The sequence below is a fragment of the Streptomyces sp. P9-2B-2 genome (genome assembly GCF_030406865.1).
GTDB classification, from domain to species: Bacteria; Actinomycetota; Actinomycetes; order Streptomycetales; family Streptomycetaceae; genus Streptomyces; species Streptomyces platensis.
Genome location: NZ_CP129126.1, coordinates 6409907 through 6430892 on the forward strand (window position 1 = coordinate 6409907; position 20986 = coordinate 6430892).

Consider the following 20986-nt stretch of genomic DNA (forward strand, 5'->3'; position numbering starts at 1 on the left):
CGATTTTCGTGGTTAGAGTGTTGCTCTAATCGAGCGGGAGGTGTGGACGGGATGCGGTTGACCCCGACGGAACGCGACCGGCTGCTGCTGTTCGGCGCGGCCGAACTGGCGCGGACGCGCCGGGCCCGTGGGCTGAAGCTGAATGTGCCCGAGGCGACCGCGTTGATCGCGGACACAGTCTGCGAGGCGGCGCGGGACGGGCGCCGCCTCGCTCAAGCCATCGAGGCGGCACGCGGCGTGCTCGGCCCGGACGATGTGCTGCCGGGCGTGGCCGACGTGGTCACCGAGGTGCATGTGGAGGCCGTCTTCGACGACGGCTCCCGGCTCGCGGTGGTCAGCGACCCGATCGGGGCCCGGCCGCCGGCCGACGGGAGCGACCAGGCTCCGGCGCCCGGCGCGGTGCTCCCCGGCCCGGCCGACCCGGAGCCCGCGCCCGCGGTGGTGCTGACGGTGCGCAACACCGCGACCGTGCCCATCAGCGTCACCTCGCACTTCCACTTCTTCGAGGCCAACCCCCGGCTGGACTTCGACCGGGCCGCCGCCTACGGCATGCGGCTGTGCGTCCCGGCCGGCTCGTCGGTGCGGTTCGACCCCGGCGGCGCCGAGGAGGTCGGTCTGGTCCCGATCGGCGGCGACCGGATCGCGATCGGCTTCGCCGGGCTCGTCGACGGCCCGCTGGACGCGCCGGGCGCCAAGACGGAAGCGCTGCGGCGGGCCGCCGCCTGCGGCTACCTGGGAGCGGAGGAGCAGGCATGACCGGGAACATCGACCCCCACGAGTACGCGTCGGTGCACGGCCCGCGGGCCGGCGACCGGGTCGTCCTCGGTGACTCGGGCCTGGTCGTCCGGGTCGAGTCCGACGCCCAGAAGCCCGGCGACGAGTTCCTGGCCGGCTTCGGCAAGACCGCCCGCGACGGGCTGCACCTCAAGGCCGCCGCGGTCCGCGAGACCTGCGATGTGGTGATCAGCAACGTCCTGGTCATCGACGCGGTCCAGGGCATCCGCAAGGTGTCCATCGGCATCCGCGAGGGCCGGATCCACGCGATAGGGCGGGCCGGCAACCCCGACACCCTCGACGGGGTCGATGTCGTCGTCGGCACCGGCACCTCGATCGTCTCCGGCGAGGGCATGATCGCCACCGCGGGCGCCGTCGACACCCATGTCCATCTGCTCTCGCCGCGCGTCATGGAGGCCTCGCTGGCCTCCGGCGTGACCACGATCATCGGCCAGGAATTCGGGCCGGTCTGGGGCGTCGGCGTCAACTCCCCCTGGGCGCTGGGGCACGCCTTCAGCGCCTTCGACGCCTGGCCGGTCAACATCGGCTTCCTGGGCCGCGGTTCCTCGTCGGGCGACGCCCCGCTGGTCGAGGCGCTCGCCGAGGGCGGCGCCTGCGGTTTCAAGGTGCACGAGGACATGGGCGCCCACGCCCGCGCCCTGGACACCGCGCTGCGGGTCGCCGAGGAGCACGACGTCCAGGTCGCGCTGCACAGCGACGGCCTCAACGAGTGCCTCAGCGTCGAGGACACCCTGCGCGTGCTGGACGGCCGGACCATCCACGCCTTCCACATCGAGGGCTGCGGCGGCGGTCATGTCCCCAACGTCCTCAAGATGGCCGGGGTCCCCAACGTCATCGGCTCCTCCACCAACCCCACCCTCCCCTTCGGGCGGGACGCGGTCGCCGAGCACTACGGCATGATCGTCTCGGTCCACGATCTGAAGACGGATCTGCCCGGTGACGCCGCCATGGCCCGCGACCGCATCCGGGCCGGGACGATGGGCGCCGAGGACGTGCTGCACGACCTCGGGGCGATCGGCATCACCTCCTCCGACGCGCAGGGCATGGGCCGTGCGGGCGAGACCGTCCGCCGGACCTTCGCGATGGCCGGGAAGATGAAGGCCGAGCTGGGCCCGATGGAGGGCGACGGCGCGCACGACGACAACGCCCGCGTCCTGCGCTACGTCGCCAAGCTCACCATCAACCCCGCCATCGCCCACGGTCTCTCGCATGAGATCGGGTCGATCGAGGTCGGCAAGATGGCCGATGTCGTGCTGTGGAAGCCGCAGTACTTCGGCGCCAAGCCGCAGCTGGTGCTGAAGTCCGGATTCCCCGCCTACGGCGTCACCGGCGACCCGAACGCCGCCACCGACACCTGCGAACCCCTGGTGCTCGGCCCGCAGTTCGGGGCGTACGGCGCGACGCCCGCCGAGATCTCCGTCGCCTTCGTCGCGCGGGCCGCGGCCGAACAGGGCGGGGACGGTATGCCCACCCGCCGCCGCCGGGTCGCCGTCCGCGGTACCCGCGGCATCGGGCCCGGCAGCCTGGTCCACAACTCCCGGGTCGGACAGGTGCAGGTCGACGGGAGCAGCGGACTGGTCACCCTGGACGGCGCGCCGATGCGCTCGGAACCGGCCGACTCCGTCTCACTGTCCCGGCTCTATTTCCTGTGAGGGCGGCGCCCTGGGGCGGCTCCTTGCGGCCACGCCCCGGCACCAACCACCCCCTGCGACCACGCCCCGTGGCCATTCCTGGTGAGTGCGCCCCGATGGCCGACCAGCGCGAACCCGTTGCCTGTAACACCGATACAGACCCTGAGGACCCCGCATGAACACCCCTGTCGCCGACGGCTTCCGTATGCCCCCGGAGTGGGCCCGGCACGAGCGCACCTGGATGGCCTGGCCAGGGCCTGGCTTCACCTTCGGTGAGGAGGGCGGCGAGACGCTGGCGGAGGCCCGCCGCGCCTGGGCGGCCGTCGCCCGTGCGGTCCGCCGCTACGAGCCGGTCACCGTCGTCGCCGGAACCGGCCGGTCCGAGGGCGCCCGCGCGCTGCTCGGCGCGGACATCGAGATCGTCGAGCGCCCGCTCAACGACGCCTGGATGCGCGACATCGGCCCCACCTTCCTCACCGACGGAGTGGGCCGACTCGCCGCCGCCGACTGGGTGTTCAACGGCTGGGGCGCCCAGGAATGGGCCCGCTGGGACCTCGACGAGAAGATCGCCGAGCAGGTCTGCGGGCTGGCCGGCGCCCGCCGCTACGCCACCCCCCTGGTCAACGAGGGCGGCGGCATCCACATCGACGGCGAGGGCACCGTGCTGCTCACCGAGACCGTCCAGCTCGACCCGGGCCGCAACCCCGGCCGTACGCAGGAGGAGGTCGAGGCCGAGATCCACGCCCACCTCGGCACCACCAAGGCGATCTGGCTGCCGCGCGGTCTGGCCGCCGACTACGGGCAGTTCGGCACCCGCGGCCATGTCGACATCGTCGCCGCCTTCGCCCGCCCCGGCACCGTGCTCGTGCACACCCAGCCCGACCCCGACCACCCCGACCACGCCATCTGCCAGGAGATCGGCAAGCTGCTGCGCGCTTCCACCGACGCCCGGGGCCGCCGGCTGAAGGTCATCGAGGTGCCCGCCCCGACCGTCATCGAGGAGGACGGTGAGCTGGTCGACTACTCCTACATCAACCACTACCTCTGCAACGACGGCGTGGTGCTGTGCGGCTTCGACGACCCGCGCGACGAGGAGGCGGCCGCGATCTTCCGCCGGCTCTTCCCCGACCGGACGGTGACCCTCGTGGACGCCCGTACGATCTTCGCAGCGGGTGGCGGTATCCACTGCATCACCCAGCAGCAGCCCGAGGTCTGATCCGCAGACCTGCCCAGCCGACCCGGAGGTCCCTGTGCCCGGTCCCGCGCGCCGCCCCAGGCGCCGGCTCAACCAGCCCCGCGAGCAGGTCCTGGCCGCGGCGATGGCGACCATCGCCGCCGAGGGCCTGGACCGGCTGACCATGGCCGGACTGGGCCGCGAGGTCGGCATGAGCAGCGGCCACATCCTCTACTACTTCGGTACGAAGGACGAGCTGCTGCTCCAGACCCTCCAGTGGAGCGAGGAGCAGCTCGGCGCCGAGCGCCGGGCCGCCCTCTCCCGCCGCGTCCCGGCCCGCGAACGGCTGGACGCCCTGGTCGACCTCTACCTCCCCGAAGGCCACCGCGATCCGCGCTGGACGCTGTGGCTGGAGGTGTGGAACCGCTCCCAGAACGCCGACGACGAGACCCGCGAACGCCAGCTGGAACTGGAACTGGCCTGGCACCGCGACCTGGTGGCCCTGCTCGTCGAGGGCATCTCGAAGGGCGAGTTCCGCCCCGTCGACCCCGAACGCTTCGCCACCCGCACCCGCGCCCTCCTCGACGGCTTCGGCTCCCAGCTGGTAGTCGGCCTCCCGGGCACGGAGCGGGAAGAAGTGGGGGTCCACGTACGGGAGTTCCTGGACGAATCGCTGTCCGTTCCCCGGGGCTGAGCGCACCCGCCCGATCTCCAGCGCCTCCCCGGCGCCGGTGGGAATCGGCCGGTGCCCCGCTTGCGGTTGAGGTTCGGACATCTCGCTTCTCTTCTCTCGCAGGAGGCGTGCCGCTGCGGCTGTGCCGGGGGCCGCCACCCGCCTCCCGCGTGACCACAACGCACGTAAGTACCTGCGATCGTTGCCGCCCGCTCCCTTGCCGCCGGCCCCCGGGTCCGCGACCGTAACCGGCTATGGGACGAGAGCAATGGAAGAAGATCTGGGTCGGTTCGGCCGGCAACATGGTCGAGTGGTTCGACTGGTTCGTGTACGCCAGTTTCGCGGTCTACTTCGCGGATTCGTTCTTCCCGAAAGGGAATGACACCGCGAACCTCATGAACACCATGGGCATCTTCGCGGTGGGCTTCTTCATGCGCCCGGTGGGTGGCTGGGTGCTCGGCCGGGTCGGCGACCGCCGGGGCCGTAAGGCGGCGCTCACGCTGACCGTCACCCTGATGTCCGCCTCGGCGATCCTGATCGCCGTCGCGCCCACCTACGGGGTCGCGGGCTACGGCGGAGTGGCCGTGCTGCTCCTCGCGCGGATGCTCCAGGGGCTCTCGGTCGGCGGGGAGTACGCGGCCAGCGCGACCTACCTCACCGAGGCCTCCGCGCCCGGCCGCCGCGGCTTCGCCTCCAGCTTCCAGTACGTCTCGATGACCGCGGGCCAGCTGCTCGGCCTCGGCCTCCAGATCGTGCTCCAGCGCACCCTGTCCGAGGACGCCCTGCACAGCTGGGCCTGGCGGATCCCGTTCATCATCGGCGCGCTGGGCGCCGCCGTCGTCTTCTACCTGCGCCGCAACATGCTGGAGACCGAGGTCTACGCCGAGGACGACAGCGCCCACGCCGACCCGGCACGCGGCACCCTCAAGGCGCTGCTGGCCCACAAGCGCGAGGCGTTCCTGGTCATGGCGCTCACCATGGGCGGCACGGTCGCGTACTACACGTACACGACCTACCTGACCAAGTACCTCTCGGGCAGCGCCGGTCTGTCCAAGCCGACCGCCTCCCTGGTCAGCTTCTGCGCCCTGTTCATCTTCATGTGCATCCAGCCGCTCGCCGGAAAGCTGTCCGACCGGATCGGCCGCCGTCCGCTGCTGATCACCTTCGCGGTCGGCTCGACCTTCCTGACCGTGCCGATCATGACGCTGCTCAAGCACGCCGGCAGCTTCTGGCCCGCCCTCGGGCTCTCGCTGCTCGCCCTGGTCGTCATCACCGGCTACACCTCGATCAACGCCTGTGTGAAGGCCGAGCTGTTCCCGACCGGCATCCGCGCGCTGGGGGTGGCCCTGCCGTACGCCATCGCCAACGCGCTGTTCGGCGGCACCGCGGAGTATGTCGCCCTGTGGTTCAAGGAGGGCGGCATCGAGTCCGGCTACTACTGGTACGTCGCCGGCTGCGCCGCGGTCTCGCTGATCGTCTACATCACCATGCGCGAGACCCGGACCATCGATCTGCACCGGGTCGGCAAGGAGAACGCGGGCACGGGGGCCGGCCGGACGCGGGTGGGGGAGCCCGTCGCCGACTGAGGCCCGTCCTGGCCGGAACCGGTCTTCGCCGCCCGCGGCAGGGCCGGTTCCGGGATAGGCGGGTGCGGCGCCGGCTGGTTGGCTGGACGGCATGAAGATCACGAGACAGTTATGCCTGCCGCTGCTGCTCACCGGCCTGCTGGCCTCGGCCGTCGCGGCCCCGTCCACGGCGACGGCCCGGACCGGTGGGGCGCACCCGGCCACGGCCCCGCCGGCCACGATGCGCCCGGCCGCCGACGACATCCGGGCCAGGCTCGCGGCCGTCCCCGGTATGCGAGTGGTCAAGGAGAACCCGGCGCCCGCCGGCTACCGCTCCTTCGCGCTGACCTACCGCCAGCCCGTCGACCACCGGCACCCCGGCCGGGGCACCTTCGCCCAGCGGCTGACCCTGCTGCACCGGTCCGCCGCCCGGCCGATGGTGCTCCACACCAACGGCTACGACCTCAACTACCAGACCTCCGACTACCGCGCCGAGCCGACCGAGATCCTCGACGGCAACCAGATCAGCACCGAGCAGCGGTACTTCGGCACCTCCCGCCCCCGTCCCGTCGACTGGACCAAGCTCGACATCCGGCAGGCGGCGGCCGACCACCACCGGCTGGTCCAGGCGCTCAAACCGCTCTACCCCGCCCGGTGGATCTCCACCGGCGCCAGCAAGGGCGGGATGGCCACCGTCTACCACCGGCGCTTCTACCCGCACGACGTGGCCGGCTCGGTGGCGTACGCGGCCCCGAACAACACCGACGACCGGCACGACTCCGCTGTGGACCGCTTCCTGGCGCGCCGGGGCACCCCCGCCTGCCGGGCCGCACTCACCGCCGTGCAGCGCGAGATCCTGGGATCCCGGCGGGCGGAGATGGCCGGCCGCCTCTCCCGCTGGGCCGCGCGCGAGGGCCAGACCTTCCGCACCATCGGAAGCGCCGACCGCGTGCTGGAGCTCACCGTTCTTCAGCTGCCCATGCTCTTCTGGATGCGCGACGGCGAGGCGGGCTGCGACGGTATCCCCCGGCCCGCCGCCGAGGGCGACGCGCTGTACAGCTGGTTCGCCGAGGCGGTCCAGCTGCCCGGCTACGCCGACCGCCACCTGTTGCCCGTGACCGCGTCCTTCTACCAGCTGGGCACCCAGCTCGGCTTCGTGGAACTCGCCGCCCCGCAGCTGGCCGGAAAGCTGCGCCACCCCGGCATCCAGACGATGCGGACCTATGTGCCCCGCACGATTCCGCTGCGCTTCCAGCCCGGCGCCATGCCCGATATCGACCGCTGGGTCCGGCACCACGGCAGCGAACTGAGCTTCGTGTACGGCGCGAACGACCCCGCGCGGGCCGAGCCGTTCCGTACCGGCAAAGGCAGCCGGGACGCGCACATCTACCTGGCGCCGCACACCAGCCATGTCGTGAAGATCGCCGACCTGGCGCCCCGGGACCGTGCCCGGGCCACCGCCGCGCTCCGCCGCTGGGCGGGGGTGGACAGCCCGCCCGCATCGTGAGACGTCCCGCTGTGCCACCCGGGGTTGTGGCACACTGCGGACCGTGCTCTCGTTCGCCATGATTATTGGCAGCAGGCGCGCCGGTCCGCAGTGACCGCCCCGTACGAACCGAGTACGGCGCGGCCACCGTCGTCCCAGACCCGCGCGCAGACCTCTCGCACCCGCGAGAGGTTTTTTCGTTTCCGGCCCACATGTCACCGGAGGCGGAGCGCGAGGGAACATGGAGGGGCGGTGGAACCGGTTATTCCGGTAGACCGAGATCCCGACAGGAGCCAGACCAGCATGACGGACGCACAAGAACCCTCCCCGTCGCCCGCCCCCCGGCCCGCCGACGCGGTGTCCGACGACTTCCATGTCTTCGACACCACGCTCCGCGACGGCGCGCAGCGCGAGGGCATCAATCTCACGGTCGCCGACAAGCTGACCATCGCCCGGCACCTCGAAGAATTCGGGGTCGGCTTCATCGAGGGGGGCTGGCCCGGCGCCAATCCGCGGGACACCGAGTTCTTCCAGCGGGCCCGCGAGGAGATCGACTTCCGGCACGCCCAGCTGGTCGCGTTCGGCGCCACCCGCAAGGCCGGTGTCCGCGTCGAGGACGATCCGCAGGTCGCCGCGCTGCTGGAGTCCGGGGCCCCGGTCATCACGCTGGTCGCCAAGTCCCATGTCGGGCATGTGGAGCTGGCGCTGCGCACCACCCCCGAGGAGAACCTCGCGATGGTGCGGGACACCGTCCGCCACCTGCGCGACCAGGGCCGCCGGGTCTTCCTCGACTGTGAGCACTTCTTCGACGGCTATGCCCTGGACGCGGTCTACGCCAAGCAGGTCGTCCGCACCGCGAGCGAGGCCGGCGCCGATGTCGTGGTGCTCTGCGACACCAACGGCGGGATGCTCCCGGCGCAGATCACCGCCGTCGTCCGGACCGTCCTCGCGGACACCGGGGCACGGCTGGGCATCCACGCCCAGGACGACACCGGCTGCGCCGTCGCCAACACCCTGGCCGCGGTGGACGCGGGCGCCACCCACGTCCAGTGCACCGCCAACGGCTACGGCGAGCGGGTCGGCAACTCCAACCTCTTCCCGGTCGTCGCCGCCCTGGAGCTCAAGTACGGGCGGCAGGTGCTGCCCGAGGGCAAGCTCGCCGAGACCACCCGGATCTCGCACGCCATCGCCGAGGTCGTCAACCTCACCCCCTCCACCCACCAGCCCTACGTCGGTGTCTCCGCCTTCGCCCACAAGGCCGGACTGCACGCCTCCGCCATCAAGGTCGACCCGGATCTCTACCAGCACATCGATCCGGCGCTGGTCGGCAACAGCATGCGGATGCTGGTCTCCGACATGGCCGGCCGGGCGTCCATCGAGCTCAAGGGCAAGGAGCTGGGCATCGATCTGAGCGGCGACCGGGCGCTGGTCGGCCGGGTCGTCGAGCGGGTCAAGGAGCGGGAGCTGACGGGCTATACGTACGAGGCCGCCGACGCGTCCTTCGAGCTGCTGCTGCGCGAAGAGGTGCGGGGCACGCCGGTGCGCTACTTCAGCGTCGAGTCCTGGCGGGCGATCGTCGAGGACCGCCCGGACGGGACGCACGCCAACGAGGCGACCGTGAAGCTGTGGGCCAAGGGGGAGCGGATCGTCGCCACCGCCGAGGGCAACGGCCCGGTCAACGCGCTCGACCGGGCGCTGCGGGTGGGGCTGGAGCGGATCTATCCGCAGCTGGCCCACATGGAGCTGGTGGACTACAAGGTCCGCATCCTGGAGGGCGCCCTGGGCACCGGCTCGATCACCCGGGTCCTGGTCTCCACCAGCGACGGCCGGGGCGAGTGGTCCACGGTCGGCGTCGCGGAGAACGTGATCGCCGCGTCCTGGCAGGCGCTGGACGACGCCTACGCGTACGGGCTGCTGCGGGCCGGGGTCGAACCCCAGGACTGAGCGCCGCCGGGCACGGCATGACCGCGGCCCCGCACGGACCTCCGGGGAGGCCGGTGCGGGGCCGCGGTCATGGGGGAGGGGGCCGGCTCAGGCCTCCGGGGCCGCCTTGACGGCCGAGATGTCGAAGGTGAGCTTGACCTTGTCGCTGACCATGACGCCGCCGGTCTCCAGCGCGGCGTTCCAGGTCAGGCCCCAGTCGGAGCGCAGGATCTCGGCGCTGCCCTCGAAGCCGACCCGCTCGGCGCCGTAGACATCGGTGGCCGAGCCGTGGAACTCCAGGTCGATGGTGAGCGGCTTGGTGACGTCCCGGAGGGTCAGCTCGCCGGTGATGCGGTAGCGGTCACCGCCCACGCGCTCGGCGGCGGTGCTGCGGAAGGTCATCAGCGGGAAGCTCTCGGCGTCGAAGAAGTCGGCGCTGCGCAGATGGCCGTCGCGGTCCGCGATCCCGGTGTCGATGCTGGCGATCGTGACGTCGAGGGAGGCGGTGGAGCGGGCCGGCTCGGACCCGTCGAGGTGCAGCGAGCCCTCGTACACCCCGAAGGCACCGCGGACGTTGGTGACCATGGCGTGCCGGACGGTGAAGCCGATGCTGCTGTGGGCCGGGTCGATGGTGTAGTCGCCGGTCAGTGCCGCGAGTCCGGGGTCCGCGTCGAGGACGGCAGCGGCGGCGGGGGCGGTGACGGCGGTGTCGGCGGTGCGCTTGCGGTTGAACAGAGCCATGGCTCCTCCTCAAAGACGGTGCACTCGGTGTGCGGAAGTTTTGTTTAAGCTTCAACGAGATTCAAGGTAACCCTATCTGGTTCAACATTCAACCTCTTGGTGGGAACGGGCTCCGCCGGGCGGGTGGTGGTCGGCGTTCCGGCGCGGTCATTGCCGCTCGCCGACGGCCCGTGCTAGACCATCGGGAACTCCCAAGTGCGCAGCGCCACCCCCCAGTTGACGCCCTGGAGAGGACCGCCCGTGTCACCAGTCCCCGCCCTGCCCGTCTGGTCACGCAGAGGATTTCTCGCCGTCTCCACCGCGGGTGCGCTCGGCCTCGCGGCCGGCCCCGCGCACGCCGCCCCCGGGCCGGCCGCCCCCGCCGACGAGTTCACCGCCCTCCGCCGCCGCTGGTGCGAACTCACCCTGGGCACCGGCTTCGACCCCACCGCCCCGCCCTACGCCGCCGCCCTCCAGGAGACCGGCGCCCTCGCGAGCACCTTCCAGGCGCGGATGCGCCCGGCCGCCGGCTCCCTCTGGCCCGACTGCCGCTACGACCCGCCGTCCGGCATCACCCAGAGCTACAGCCGGCTGCACACCATGGCCCAGGGCTACGCCCAGCCCGGCACCGGCCGCACCGGCGACCCCGCCCTCGCCGAAGCCCTCGTCACCGGCCTCGGCCACCTCGAAGCCACCGTCTACCGCACCGCCACCACCCGTTACGGAAACTGGTGGGAGTGGCAGATCGGCAGCCCCAGACTCCTTCTCGACACCCTCGCGATCCTCGACGAGCGGTTGCCCGAGGGCGGCGGCGTGCCCGACGATCTGCGCACCCGCTGTCTGGCCGCCGTCGACCACTTCGTGCCCGACACCATGCTCGGCGACTACACCGGGACCAGTACCGGCGCCAACCGCGTCGACCTGTGCCGGGTGGTCGCGCTGCGCGGCGTCCTCGGCCGCGCCCCCGACAAGATCGCGCTGGCCCGCGACGCCCTCTCCCCGGTCTTCCCGTACGTCACCGCGGGCGACGGGCTCTACGCCGACGGCTCCTTCGTCCAGCACACCTGGGTCGCCTACTCCGGCACCTACGGCTATGTCCTGCTGGACGGCCTCGGCCGGCTGTTCGCGCTGCTCGGCGGCTCGTCCTGGCAGCTCACCGACCCGGCCAGGCAGGTCATCTTCGACAGCGTCGAACGGGCCTACGCCCCGCTGCTCCACAACGGCCTGATGATGGACTGCGTCAACGGCCGCGCCATCAGCCGCGGCTATCTCCGCAGCGACGAACGGCACATCCTGCGCAGCGACCATTACCACGGCCATGCGCTGATCGCCGCCGTCGCACTGCTCGCCCGGAGCGCGAGCGGCGCCGAGCGGGACCGCTGGCACGCCATGATCAAGGGCTGGATCGCCCGCGACCGTACGCTGCCGGTCCTCACCGACCGGCAGTACCCCGTCGCCGACCTCGCCCGGCTCGGCGAGATCGCCCGGAGCCCCGCGGCCCCCGCCCCCGAACCCGTCGGCCACCGGCTGTTCCCCGCCATGGACCGCGCCGTCCACCGCCGCCCCGGCTGGGCCGCAGGGCTGGCTATGGCCTCCGACCGGATCGCGTACTACGAGAACGGCAACGGCGAGAACCCGCGCGGCTGGCACACCGGCGCCGGCATGCTCTCCTGGTGGGGCGCCGATTTCGGCGGCGACCAGTACACGGACGCCTTCTGGCCCACCGTCGACCCCTACCGGCTCCCCGGCACGACCGTCTCCACCAAGCGGCTGGCCGACAACGAGGGCGGCGGCTGGGGCGAGCCCAAGCCCGCCGCGCGCTGGGTCGGCGGGACCACCGACGGCACCTACGCCGCCCTCGGCCAGGACCTGCGCGGACTGGCCGCCACCCTCACCGCCAGGAAATCCTGGTTCGCGCTCGCGGACTGCGTCGTCTGCCTGGGCGCCGGCATCACCGCCCGCGACGGCGTGCCCGCCGAGACCGTCGTCGACAACCGCTGCCTGGGGGAGTCCGGCACCGCGACGCTCACCGTCGACGGCGTCCCGCAGCCCGGCACCCTCGGCCGGACCACCGCCTTCCGCCGCGCCCACTGGGCCCACCTCGCCGGCCATGGCGGCTATGTCTTCCCCGGCGGCGCCCCCCTGATGGCGCTGCGCGAGGCCCGCACCGGCTCCTGGCACGACATCAACACGACCTCCTCCACCGAACCCTTCACCCGCCGCTATCTCACCCTCTGGCACGACCACGGCACCGACCCCACCGACGCCTGCTACGCCTACCTCCTGATGCCGGGCGCCACCCCCGGCACGCTCGCCGCCCGCGCCGCCGACCGGCGCTGGCTGACCGTGCTCGCCAACGACGCGGACCGGCAGGCGATCGCCGTCGACCCGCTCGGCGTAACCGCCGCCAATTTCTGGCGGGCGGGCCGCGCGGGGCCGCTCACCGCCGACGGCCCGGCGACCGTGCTGGTACGGGAGCGGCGGCGCGGGCGGCCGGCGGGCCGCGGCGGCACCGCGCGGCTCTGCGTCGCCGCCCCCGAGCGCACCGGCGACACCCTGGAGATCACCTGGTCACGGCCGGTGCGCGCGGTGCTCGCCCATGACCCGGCGATCGAGGTGCTGACCACCGGGCGGGCCCTGCGGCTGCGGGTGACCCCCGGCACGAGCTGCGCCACCCACAGCTGCACCGTGCGGCTGGGCTGACCGGAACCCGGCCCGCCGGACCAGCCGGTCACCACAACATCGCTCCGCGTCTGTTTGTCGGGCCCATACAGACGCCGGATGAGCCCGCCACCCGAACGGACGCCGGGACGCGGGGTGCGTACAGCGCGGTTCTGTACTGCCTGCCCACCAAATCGCATGCGACGTTGTACGAAACCGACATCGGTGCGGGGCACCCCGCCCACGTACCGTCGATACATGACCACTGTCGAAGATGTGCCCGCCGGCGCCAACGACGCCCGCGGGCGCGTCGCCGAACTGCACGCCATCCGTGAGCAGGTCCGGCGAGGCCCCAGCGAGCGTGCCACCGAAGCGCAGCGTGCCAAGGGCAAGCTGACGGCCCGCGAGCGGATCGAGCTGCTGCTGGACGAGGGTTCGTTCAACGAGGTCGAGCCGCTGCGGCGGCACCGGGCGACGGGCTTCGGCCTGGAGGCGAAGAAGCCCTACACCGACGGCGTGATCACCGGCTGGGGCACCGTCCACGGCCGGACCGTCTTCACCTACGCGCACGACTTCCGGATCTTCGGCGGCGCGCTGGGCGAGGCCCACGCCACCAAGATCCACAAGATCATGGACATGGCCATCCAGGCCGGTGCACCGCTGGTCTCGCTGAACGACGGCGCCGGTGCCCGCATCCAGGAGGGTGTCTCCGCGCTCGCCGGCTACGGCGGCATCTTCCAGCGCAACACCAAGGCGAGCGGGGTCATCCCGCAGATCTCCGTCATGCTCGGCCCCTGCGCCGGCGGCGCCGCCTACTCCCCGGCCCTGACGGACTTCGTCTTCATGGTCCGCGAGACCTCGCAGATGTTCATCACCGGCCCCGACGTGGTGCGCGCGGTGACCGGCGAGGAGATCACCCAGAACGGCCTGGGCGGCGCCGACGTGCACGCCGAGACCTCCGGTGTCGCGCACTTCGCCTACGACGACGAGGCCACCTGCCTGGAGGAGGTCCGCTACCTCCTCTCGCTGCTGCCCGCGAACAACCGCGAGAACCCGCCGACGGTGCCCTGCGAGGACCCCGCCGACCGCTCCGGTGACGCGCTGCTCGACCTGGTCCCGGCCGACGGCAACCGCCCGTACGACATGCGCAAGGTCATCGAGGAGATCGTCGACGACGGCGAATTCCTGGAGGTCCACGAGCGCTGGGCGACCAACATCATCTGCGCGCTGTCCCGGCTCGACGGCCGCGTGGTGGGCATCATCGCCAACCAGCCGCAGTCGCTGGCCGGTGTGCTGGACATCGAGGCGTCCGAGAAGTCCGCCCGCTTCGTCCAGATGTGCGACGCCTTCAACATCCCGATCGTCACCCTGCTCGACGTCCCCGGCTTCCTGCCCGGCGTCGACCAGGAGCACGGCGGCATCATCCGGCACGGCGCCAAGCTGCTCTACGCCTACTGCAACGCGACCGTGCCGCGGATCTCCCTCGTCCTGCGCAAGGCCTACGGCGGCGCCTACATCGTCATGGACTCGCAGTCCATCGGCGCCGACCTGACCTACGCCTGGCCCACCAACGAGATCGCGGTGATGGGCGCCGAGGGCGCCGCCAACGTCATCTTCCGCAAGCAGATCGCCGAGGCGGACGACTCCGAGGCCATGCGGGTGCGCATGGTCAAGGAGTACAAGTCCGAGCTGATGCACCCCTACTACGCGGCCGAGCGCGGCCTGGTCGACGACGTCATCGACCCCGCCGAGACCCGCCACACGCTCATCCGTGCCCTGGAGATGCTGCGCACCAAGCATGCGGACCTGCCGGCCCGTAAGCACGGCAACCCGCCCCAGTAGCCACCCACCGCACCCGCCACCGGCACCACGCCCACCGCGACGACGGAGACCACACCGTGAACACTGCCCACCGCACCGACTCCATCCGCGTGGAGAAGGGCCAGGCCAGCGAGGAAGAGCTGGCCGCCCTGACCGCGGTCCTGCTGGCCCGCGCCGCGCACCGGCCGACCGCCGCGCCCGCGCGTCCGCACGCCACGGCTGCCCGCTGGCGCCGCCTGGAGCGGCAGAACGGCTTCCACGGAGCGACCAGCTGGCAGCGGTAACGCTTCGCTGAGCTTGCCGACTTGGGGCCCCGCCTGTTGCGGGGCCCCTTGTGGGTTTCCGGGCCTTTGGAGGTCCCGCTGCCTTGCCGTAACGGTGATCCGTACGGCGGGTCAGCCGCGCACGCACGGTGGTCGGAGGGGATGCCCGGTGCCCCGCCTGCAGGACCGGAGCGAACGCCGGGGTGCTCAATCCCATGGACCCGCGTCGCCCGCGCCGTGGGGGCACCTCCCGGCCGGAGGCTGGGGGAGGGGTACCGGGCGTCCCCTCCGACCCGCCACCCACCCGCCGAAGGCGAAACGGCGCAAACCGCAACGTGTTCCGGTTTGGCATGGCGTGTCCGGATCAAGGCGTAGGTTCGCCTCAACCCTGGGGAGCAGAGCTGTTCAAGCGGTGATCCCCATGCTGGCATGCGCTCGTCAACCCTTCTCCTGGTGTTCCCGCGTCGCGGGCCTAGGACGACCGGAAGGAAAGCCCATGCTCAGCACGCTGAGTGCTGGTGCCGCAGTGGCATCGTTGCTCCTCGCCGGATCGGCATCCCCCACCGCCACCGCCCGGTTCGGCGACGACCCGCCGACGGGCAAGATCACTATTACCGTCGCCACGGTCAACGGTTCGGGGTGCAGACCCGGCAGCGCCGCAGTGGCCATCGCGCCCGACAACACGGCCTTCACCGTCACGTACAGCGAGTACCTCGCCCAGGCGGGCAGCGGCAGCAAGCCCACCGACTCCCGCAAGAACTGCCAGATCGCGCTGAACGTGCATGTCCCGCAGGGCTTCACGTACGCCATCGCCCGGGCCGACTACCGGGGTTACGCCTCCCTGGCGCCGGGGGCCCGGGGGCTGGAGACGGCCGGCTACTACTTCCAGGGCCAGCAGCAGACGGCCCGTAAGAGCCACACCTTCAGCGGCCCCTACGACGCCAACTGGCAGACCTCGGACGAGACCGACATCGACGCGCTGGTGTACGCCCCCTGCGGCGAGGAGCGCTACTTCAACATCAACACCGAGATGAGGGTGGACGCCAAGTCGGCGGACCCCAAGTCCACCAGCTACATGGCCATGGACTCCACCGACGGCAGCATCAACACCCTGTACCACTTCGCATGGAAGGAGTGCCCCGGGCGCCGCTGACGCCGGGAAGCCGTACCGGGGGCCCGTGGACGGGTGCGTACGGGCTCCCGGGACGACGAAGGCCCCCGCACCAAAACGGTGTGGGGGCCTTTCGTCGTTGCGCGCGTGCGGGCACGGGGGCCCGGACGCGTCCTAGCGCAGGCGCGCCATCAGCGCGTGCTCCACGAGCGTGATGAGCGCGCTCTTGGCCTCGCTGCGGTGCCGCGCGTCGGTGATGATGATCGGCGCGTCCGGGCCGATCTGAAGCGCCTCACGTACCTCGTCGGGCGTGTAGGGCTGGTGCCCGTCGAAGCCGTTGAGGGCGATGACGAAGGGCAGTCCGCTGTTCTCGAAGTAGTCGACCGCGGGGAAGCAGTCGGCGAGACGGCGGGTGTCGACCAGCACGACGGCGCCGATGGCGCCGCGGACCAGGTCGTCCCACATGAACCAGAAACGGTCCTGGCCCGGCGTACCGAAGAGGTACAGGATCAGGTCCTGGTCCAGGGTGATCCGGCCGAAGTCCATGGCCACGGTCGTGGTCGTCTTGTCCGGCGCGTGCGTGAGGTCGTCGATGCCCGCCGAGGCGGAGGTCATCACGGCTTCGGTACGCAGCGGATTGATCTCTGAGACGGCCCCGACGAACGTGGTCTTGCCCACGCCGAAGCCGCCCGCCACCACGATTTTCGCGGAGGTGGTGGAGCGGGCTGCACCGCTAGAGCTTGCGAAGTCCACTGAGCACCCTTTCGAGCAGTGTCACATCTGGCTGTCCGCCGGCGGTCTCGTCCCCGCCGGGCTGATGGATGGCGACGAGTCCGGCCTCTGCCAGGTCGGCGACGAGGATCCGGGCGACGCCGAGGGGGATGGAGAGAAGCGCGGAGATCTCGGCTACTGACTTGATCTCACGGCAGAGGTGGCAGATGCGCTGGTGCTCCGGCAGCTGGCCTTGCAGCTTGGCGGGGTCGGCGGTCGTGCTGACCAGTGCCTCGATGGCGAGCTGGTAGCGCGGCCGGGTCCGGCCTCCGGTCATGGCGTACGGGCGCACCAGCGAATTGTTCGAGCCGGTGGAGGCGGGCTCGGGCGCGCGCCGTTGCGGCTGCACCGGCTGGATGCGCGGTGCCTGGGGCTGGTCGTACACCGACGGCTCGTACGGCTGGGAGTCGTACGGCCGGGGCTGCTGCTGCTGGGGCCGCTGCGGCCGGCGGCTCGGCGCAGACGGGAAGTTGAAGCGGTTGTTATGGGTCTCGCCCACAGGCCCGGACTCCTGTCCGGAACCGTACGGGTATCCGCTCGGGGGCGTTGCCACGTCTCCTCCTCCAACTTGCCTGTCTGACGCCGGTCGCGCCACCGAACCATAAGGCGCGGTGGCGGGAAACGCACTGCCTGTCTTTTAGTTGAGAAGACTTCCCTGAAGTTCGGCGCGCAGATCCGGCGTCAGCACCGTGCCTGCGCGGTCGACCAGCAGGGCCATCTCATAGCCGACCAGGCCGATGTCGCACTCGGGGTGCGCCAGCACGGCCAGCGACGATCCGTCGGAGACGGACATGATGAAGAGGAAGCCACGCTCCATCTCCACCACGGTCTGGTTGACGCTACCGCCCTCGAAGATGCGGGACGCGCCGGAGGTCAGCGACGTCAGGCCGGAGGCCACCGCCGCCAACTGATCGGCTCTGTCACGAGGGAAGCCCTCGGACATGGCGAGGAGGAGACCGTCCGCGGAGACCACGACCGTGTGGGACACCCCAGGGGTGTTGTCCACGAAGTTGGTGATCAACCAGTTCAGATTCTGCGCCGCCTGGCTCATCGGGCTCACACTAACGCTCCTGATCGTAGGTGCTGCCGGGGCCGAAGCCCTGTTGGTCATTCTGGGGGACCCCGGAGGGGTCCGTGCCGACGTTGCGTCCCTGCTGGACACCGCGGCGCAGGTTACTCAGCCTGCCGCGGACGTCCTCAGGGGCGCGGGAGACCTGGGGGCCGCCCTGCGGGGTCTGCTCCGCGGCACCTTCGACCAGGTTGGCCTTGGGCACCCGCCGGGGGAGGCCGGAGGAGGTGACTCCGCCCGCCTTCGGCTCGCGCAGCTGCTCCGCCCGCTCCCAGCGCTCGTCGTTGGAGCTGCGCCAGTCGGTACCGTCCTGGCCGGTCTCCGGCGGGCTCCCCTGCTGCGGCACCTGCGGCGCCTGCTGGTCGCGGCCTCCGCGGCGCGGAAGGCCGGCGCCCGTCAGCGGGGGGGCATCGCTCGGTGTGGGGCCCGGACGCTCGAATGGTACGCGCTCGGCGGCGTCAGCGGGAGCGGCAGTTGTATTCCGGTCAGATTCCGCTTCGGTCCCGAAGTAGCCCTCGAATGAGGGGCGTTCGGCCCATTCGTCCGGCTGTGCCGCCTCGTGGGAGACGTATGGCTGCTGGCCCGTGGTCTCCGCGAAGCCGGGCTCGCCGAACGCGTGGCCGCCGTGCGACCGGTCGTCGTAGAGCGGTTGATCGGCTTCCGCATATCCCTGGGGCGGGTAGTCCTGGTAGGCGCCGCCGGACGGCACCTCGTCACGGAAGAGCGGACGCTCGTCCTGCGGGTACCCGGGGCCCTGCTCACCGGAGGTCTGGGCCTCCAGTGCGGCCCGGCGCTCCTCGCGGACCAGCGAGCGGCCCACCATGTCCAGCTCACCGGAGTCCGGCCGGCCGTAGCGGCTGTCGTCGAAGCCCAGCTCGGCGGCGGTGCGCTGATGGTTCTCGTACGCCGTGTGCTGCTGCTGCTCCGGCACGATCCGGGAGACCGTGAAGTCGTCGTCGTACTGCTCGTCGCCGCCACCACCACCGTGGGTGATCGCCTCGGGCAGCATGACCAGCGACGTGGTGCCCGCCTGCTCGCCGGAGGGGCGCAGCTGCACCCGGATTCCGTGCCGGTCGGCCAGCCGGCCGACCACGAACAGGCCCATGCGCTGGGAGATCGCGGCATCCACGCTCGGCGGGTTCGCCAGCTTGTGGTTGATGTCCGCGAAGTCCTCGGGGGTGAGCCCGATGCCCTTGTCGTGGATCTCGATCATCACCCGGCCGTCGGGCAGCCGCGTCGCGGCCACCCGCACCTTCGTCTGCGGGGAGGAGAACGTGGTGGCGTTCTCCAGCAGCTCGGACAGCAGGTGCACGAGGTCGGTCACGGCGGTGCCGTGGATCTCGCTCTCGGGGACGCCGGTGAGGTCTATTCGCTCGTAGGACTCGACCTCACTGATCGCCGCCCGCAGGACGTCGACCAGCGGCACCGGCTGGTTCCAGCGGCGGCCGGGCTCCTCGCCCGCGAGGATGAGGAGGTTCTCGCCGTTGCGCCGCATACGGGTGGCCAGGTGGTCGAGCCGGAAGAGGCTCTCCAGCTGGTCCGGGTCCGCCTCGTTGTTCTCCAGGTCGGTGATCAGCTCCAACTGGCGCTCGATCAGACCCTGGTTGCGGCTGGAGAGGTTGGTGAAGATCGCGTTGACGTTGCCCCGCAGCAGCGCCTGCTCGGCGGCGAGCCGGACGGCCTCGCGGTGCACCTGGTCGAAGGCGCGGGCGACCTCGCCGATCTCGTCGGTGGTGGAGATCGGGATGGGCTGCACGCGGGTGTCGACCCGGCCCGGGTCCGTCCGCGAGAGCTGGTCGACCAGCATCGGCAGCCGCTGCTCGGCGATGCCGAAGGCGGCGGTGCGCAGCTGGCGCATGTTGCGGCTCATCCGGCGGGCCATCAGACCGGCCACGACGAACGCGATGATCAGCGCGGCCACCGCGATGCCGGAGTCGATGAAGGTCGACTGGCGGGCGTCGTCGGCGATCTGCGCCGCCTCGTTCACGGCCTTGTCCGCCAGGTCCTTCTCGATGGACCGGTACATGTCGAACTTGCCGGTCGCGGCCGCGAAGTAGGTGTCGGAGGTGATGCCGCGCACCCCGAGCGTCTCCGGCGCGGCGCCGGTGGCGATCTGGGCGGACATCTGGTCGATCGACGGCGGGGTGCGGAACGGCCGGCCGGCCGCCTGCGCCTGCTCCTTCGCCCGCGCGATCTTCTGCTGCGCGGCCTGCTTGAGCGACGCGGCGTCCTTCTTGAGGCGCTCGACGTCCTCGGGCATACCGCCGGAGGTGTACTCGCCGATGGCGATGCCCTCCAGGTAGCGGTACGACGCGAAGGCGGTCAGCTGGAGCTTGTGTTCCTTGCCGCCCTGCGGGGACGCCGGGTCGACCAGGAGGTGGGTGCCGATGGAGCGCTGGAGCGACTCGGCGGCCTTGGCCAGCGAGATGGCGTAGACCGTGCGGCCGTAGGAGGTGATGTTGCCGGTGCCCAGGCCGAGTTCGTTGGCGAACTCCATCAGCGGGTGCTGGACCTCGACATAGCCCTCTTCGGTCTGCACACCGCGCAGCTTGGAGGTGTAGGAGGCCTGACGCAGCTGCTGGAGCTTGGGCTCGGCCTTCTCGAACGCCGCGAGCCGGCGCTTGAGGCCCGGCTTGTCCGGCATGGCCTTGGCGGCCTCGTGGAACTTGTCGGCGGCGGCGTCGGTGGCGTCGCGCGCCTGCTGCACGACCGGGTCGTCCTTCTTGCCCTTGAGCAGCGGTGCCGCGGTGCGGTCACGCTCGTCGATCACGGCAGTGCCGTAGGAAAGCGCGGCGCGAACGAGCTTCGCGGTGTTCTCCGCGTCCTGGGCTTCCTGCCAGGTGGCGAACGAGCTGTCCACCCGCAGACCGCCGAAAACCAGGGCGAGTCCGACGGGGATCAGCAGAATGGCGTTCAGGCGGGTCGCCACGCGCCAGTTGCGCGGGGAGTACTTACCGCCACTGACCGGAGGCTTCGCGGCCGAATTTTCGGGCGCGTCAGAAGCCGGTAGGCCACCTCTGGGTGGCGGTGTGAAGTTACCCCGCCGCGGTTCCTGCGGCTCGGGGCTCGCCTTGCTTCGCCTCACTCGACCAACAACCTCTCGGCGCCGGCACTGACTTGCTGTGCCGTTTCTTCTGGGCGTTCCTACTCCGGAGTTCAGCGAATTTCAGCACGTCAGGGCGGTGCGTTCCAAACACTGGGTAATACCGGAGCGGGCGCGAAAGGGCCCAAGATAAAAGGGGCGTTAAGGGCGAGCCGCGCCAAAATGCAGGAGAATTGTGAGCGCAGCGAAGCCGGGCATGCGCGCGGGGTGTCGAAAGCCC

At 71.3% G+C, this 20986-nt stretch carries 16 protein-coding genes; 11 read left to right on the plus strand and 5 right to left on the minus strand.

The annotated features are described in order from the left end of the window. Positions 1-51 precede the first annotated feature (51 nt). The 7 genes from ureA to cimA all read left to right on the plus strand — a co-directional run bounded on the left by ureA (position 52) and on the right by cimA (position 9268). On the plus strand, positions 52-756 hold the full coding sequence (gene ureA / locus QT196_RS28320) for an urease subunit gamma (RefSeq protein WP_168481529.1): 705 nt from the start codon (positions 52-54) through the stop codon (positions 754-756). Further along, positions 753-2447, plus strand: coding sequence for an urease subunit alpha (locus QT196_RS28325; protein WP_168481530.1), 1695 nt, complete (start codon positions 753-755; stop codon positions 2445-2447). Before ureA ends, QT196_RS28325 begins: the two co-directional genes overlap by 4 nt. Positions 2448-2601: 154 nt before the next feature. Continuing rightward, entirely contained in the window at positions 2602-3642 is a 1041-nt protein-coding gene (locus QT196_RS28330; RefSeq protein WP_290355951.1) for an agmatine deiminase family protein, read from the plus strand. A gap of 34 nt (positions 3643-3676) precedes the next feature. After that, positions 3677-4294, plus strand: coding sequence for a TetR/AcrR family transcriptional regulator (locus QT196_RS28335; protein ID WP_168481532.1), 618 nt, complete (start codon positions 3677-3679; stop codon positions 4292-4294). A 233-nt stretch (positions 4295-4527) separates the two neighbouring features. Further along, positions 4528-5859: an MFS transporter gene (locus QT196_RS28340; protein WP_168481533.1), complete on the plus strand. Its 1332-nt coding sequence runs from the start codon at positions 4528-4530 to the stop codon at positions 5857-5859. A gap of 91 nt (positions 5860-5950) precedes the next feature. Beyond that, positions 5951-7345, plus strand: a complete 1395-nt coding sequence (locus QT196_RS28345) for a S28 family serine protease (protein ID WP_168481534.1) — start codon at positions 5951-5953, stop codon at positions 7343-7345. 282 nt (positions 7346-7627) lie between these two features. Beyond that, on the plus strand, positions 7628-9268 hold the full coding sequence (gene cimA, locus QT196_RS28350; protein ID WP_266733256.1) for a citramalate synthase: 1641 nt from the start codon (positions 7628-7630) through the stop codon (positions 9266-9268). A gap of 87 nt (positions 9269-9355) precedes the next feature. Here cimA and QT196_RS28355 read toward each other — a convergent pair whose 3' ends face one another. Beyond that, complete coding sequence (locus QT196_RS28355) at positions 9356-9988, minus strand: YceI family protein (protein WP_168481535.1); 633 nt, start codon at positions 9986-9988, stop codon at positions 9356-9358. A 240-nt stretch (positions 9989-10228) separates the two neighbouring features. Here QT196_RS28355 and QT196_RS28360 point away from each other — a divergent pair, with 240 nt between their 5' ends. The 4 genes from QT196_RS28360 (at position 10229) to QT196_RS28375 (ending at position 15865) form a co-directional block, all read left to right on the plus strand. Beyond that, positions 10229-12670 (plus strand): polysaccharide lyase 8 family protein, encoded by a 2442-nt coding sequence (locus tag QT196_RS28360; protein ID WP_290355952.1) that lies wholly within the window; start codon positions 10229-10231, stop codon positions 12668-12670. 216 nt (positions 12671-12886) lie between these two features. Then, a complete protein-coding gene (locus QT196_RS28365) occupies positions 12887-14470 on the plus strand; it encodes an acyl-CoA carboxylase subunit beta (protein ID WP_168481536.1) in 1584 nt (527 codons plus the stop codon). A gap of 56 nt (positions 14471-14526) precedes the next feature. After that, entirely contained in the window at positions 14527-14733 is a 207-nt protein-coding gene (locus QT196_RS28370) for an acyl-CoA carboxylase epsilon subunit (protein ID WP_168481537.1), read from the plus strand. Between the two features lie 475 nt (positions 14734-15208). After that, positions 15209-15865 carry a DUF4360 domain-containing protein gene (locus QT196_RS28375; protein WP_168481538.1) on the plus strand — a complete coding sequence of 219 codons (657 nt, stop codon included), beginning with the start codon at positions 15209-15211 and terminating at the stop codon, positions 15863-15865. Between the two features lie 132 nt (positions 15866-15997). On the opposite strand, the gene QT196_RS28380 is transcribed toward QT196_RS28375, so the two are convergent. The 4 genes from QT196_RS28380 to QT196_RS28395 form a co-directional block, all read right to left on the minus strand. Beyond that, positions 15998-16576 (minus strand): ATP/GTP-binding protein, encoded by a 579-nt coding sequence (locus QT196_RS28380; RefSeq protein ID WP_073760799.1) that lies wholly within the window; start codon positions 16574-16576, stop codon positions 15998-16000. Continuing rightward, positions 16557-17093, minus strand: a complete 537-nt coding sequence (locus QT196_RS28385) for a DUF742 domain-containing protein (RefSeq protein ID WP_248001336.1) — start codon at positions 17091-17093, stop codon at positions 16557-16559. Before QT196_RS28385 ends, QT196_RS28380 begins: the two co-directional genes overlap by 20 nt. A 138-nt stretch (positions 17094-17231) precedes the next feature. Continuing rightward, complete coding sequence (locus tag QT196_RS28390; RefSeq protein ID WP_018087204.1) at positions 17232-17645, minus strand: roadblock/LC7 domain-containing protein; 414 nt, start codon at positions 17643-17645, stop codon at positions 17232-17234. A 10-nt stretch (positions 17646-17655) separates the two neighbouring features. Beyond that, on the minus strand, positions 17656-20592 hold the full coding sequence (locus tag QT196_RS28395; RefSeq protein ID WP_290355953.1) for a nitrate- and nitrite sensing domain-containing protein: 2937 nt from the start codon (positions 20590-20592) through the stop codon (positions 17656-17658). Positions 20593-20986 lie beyond the last annotated feature (394 nt).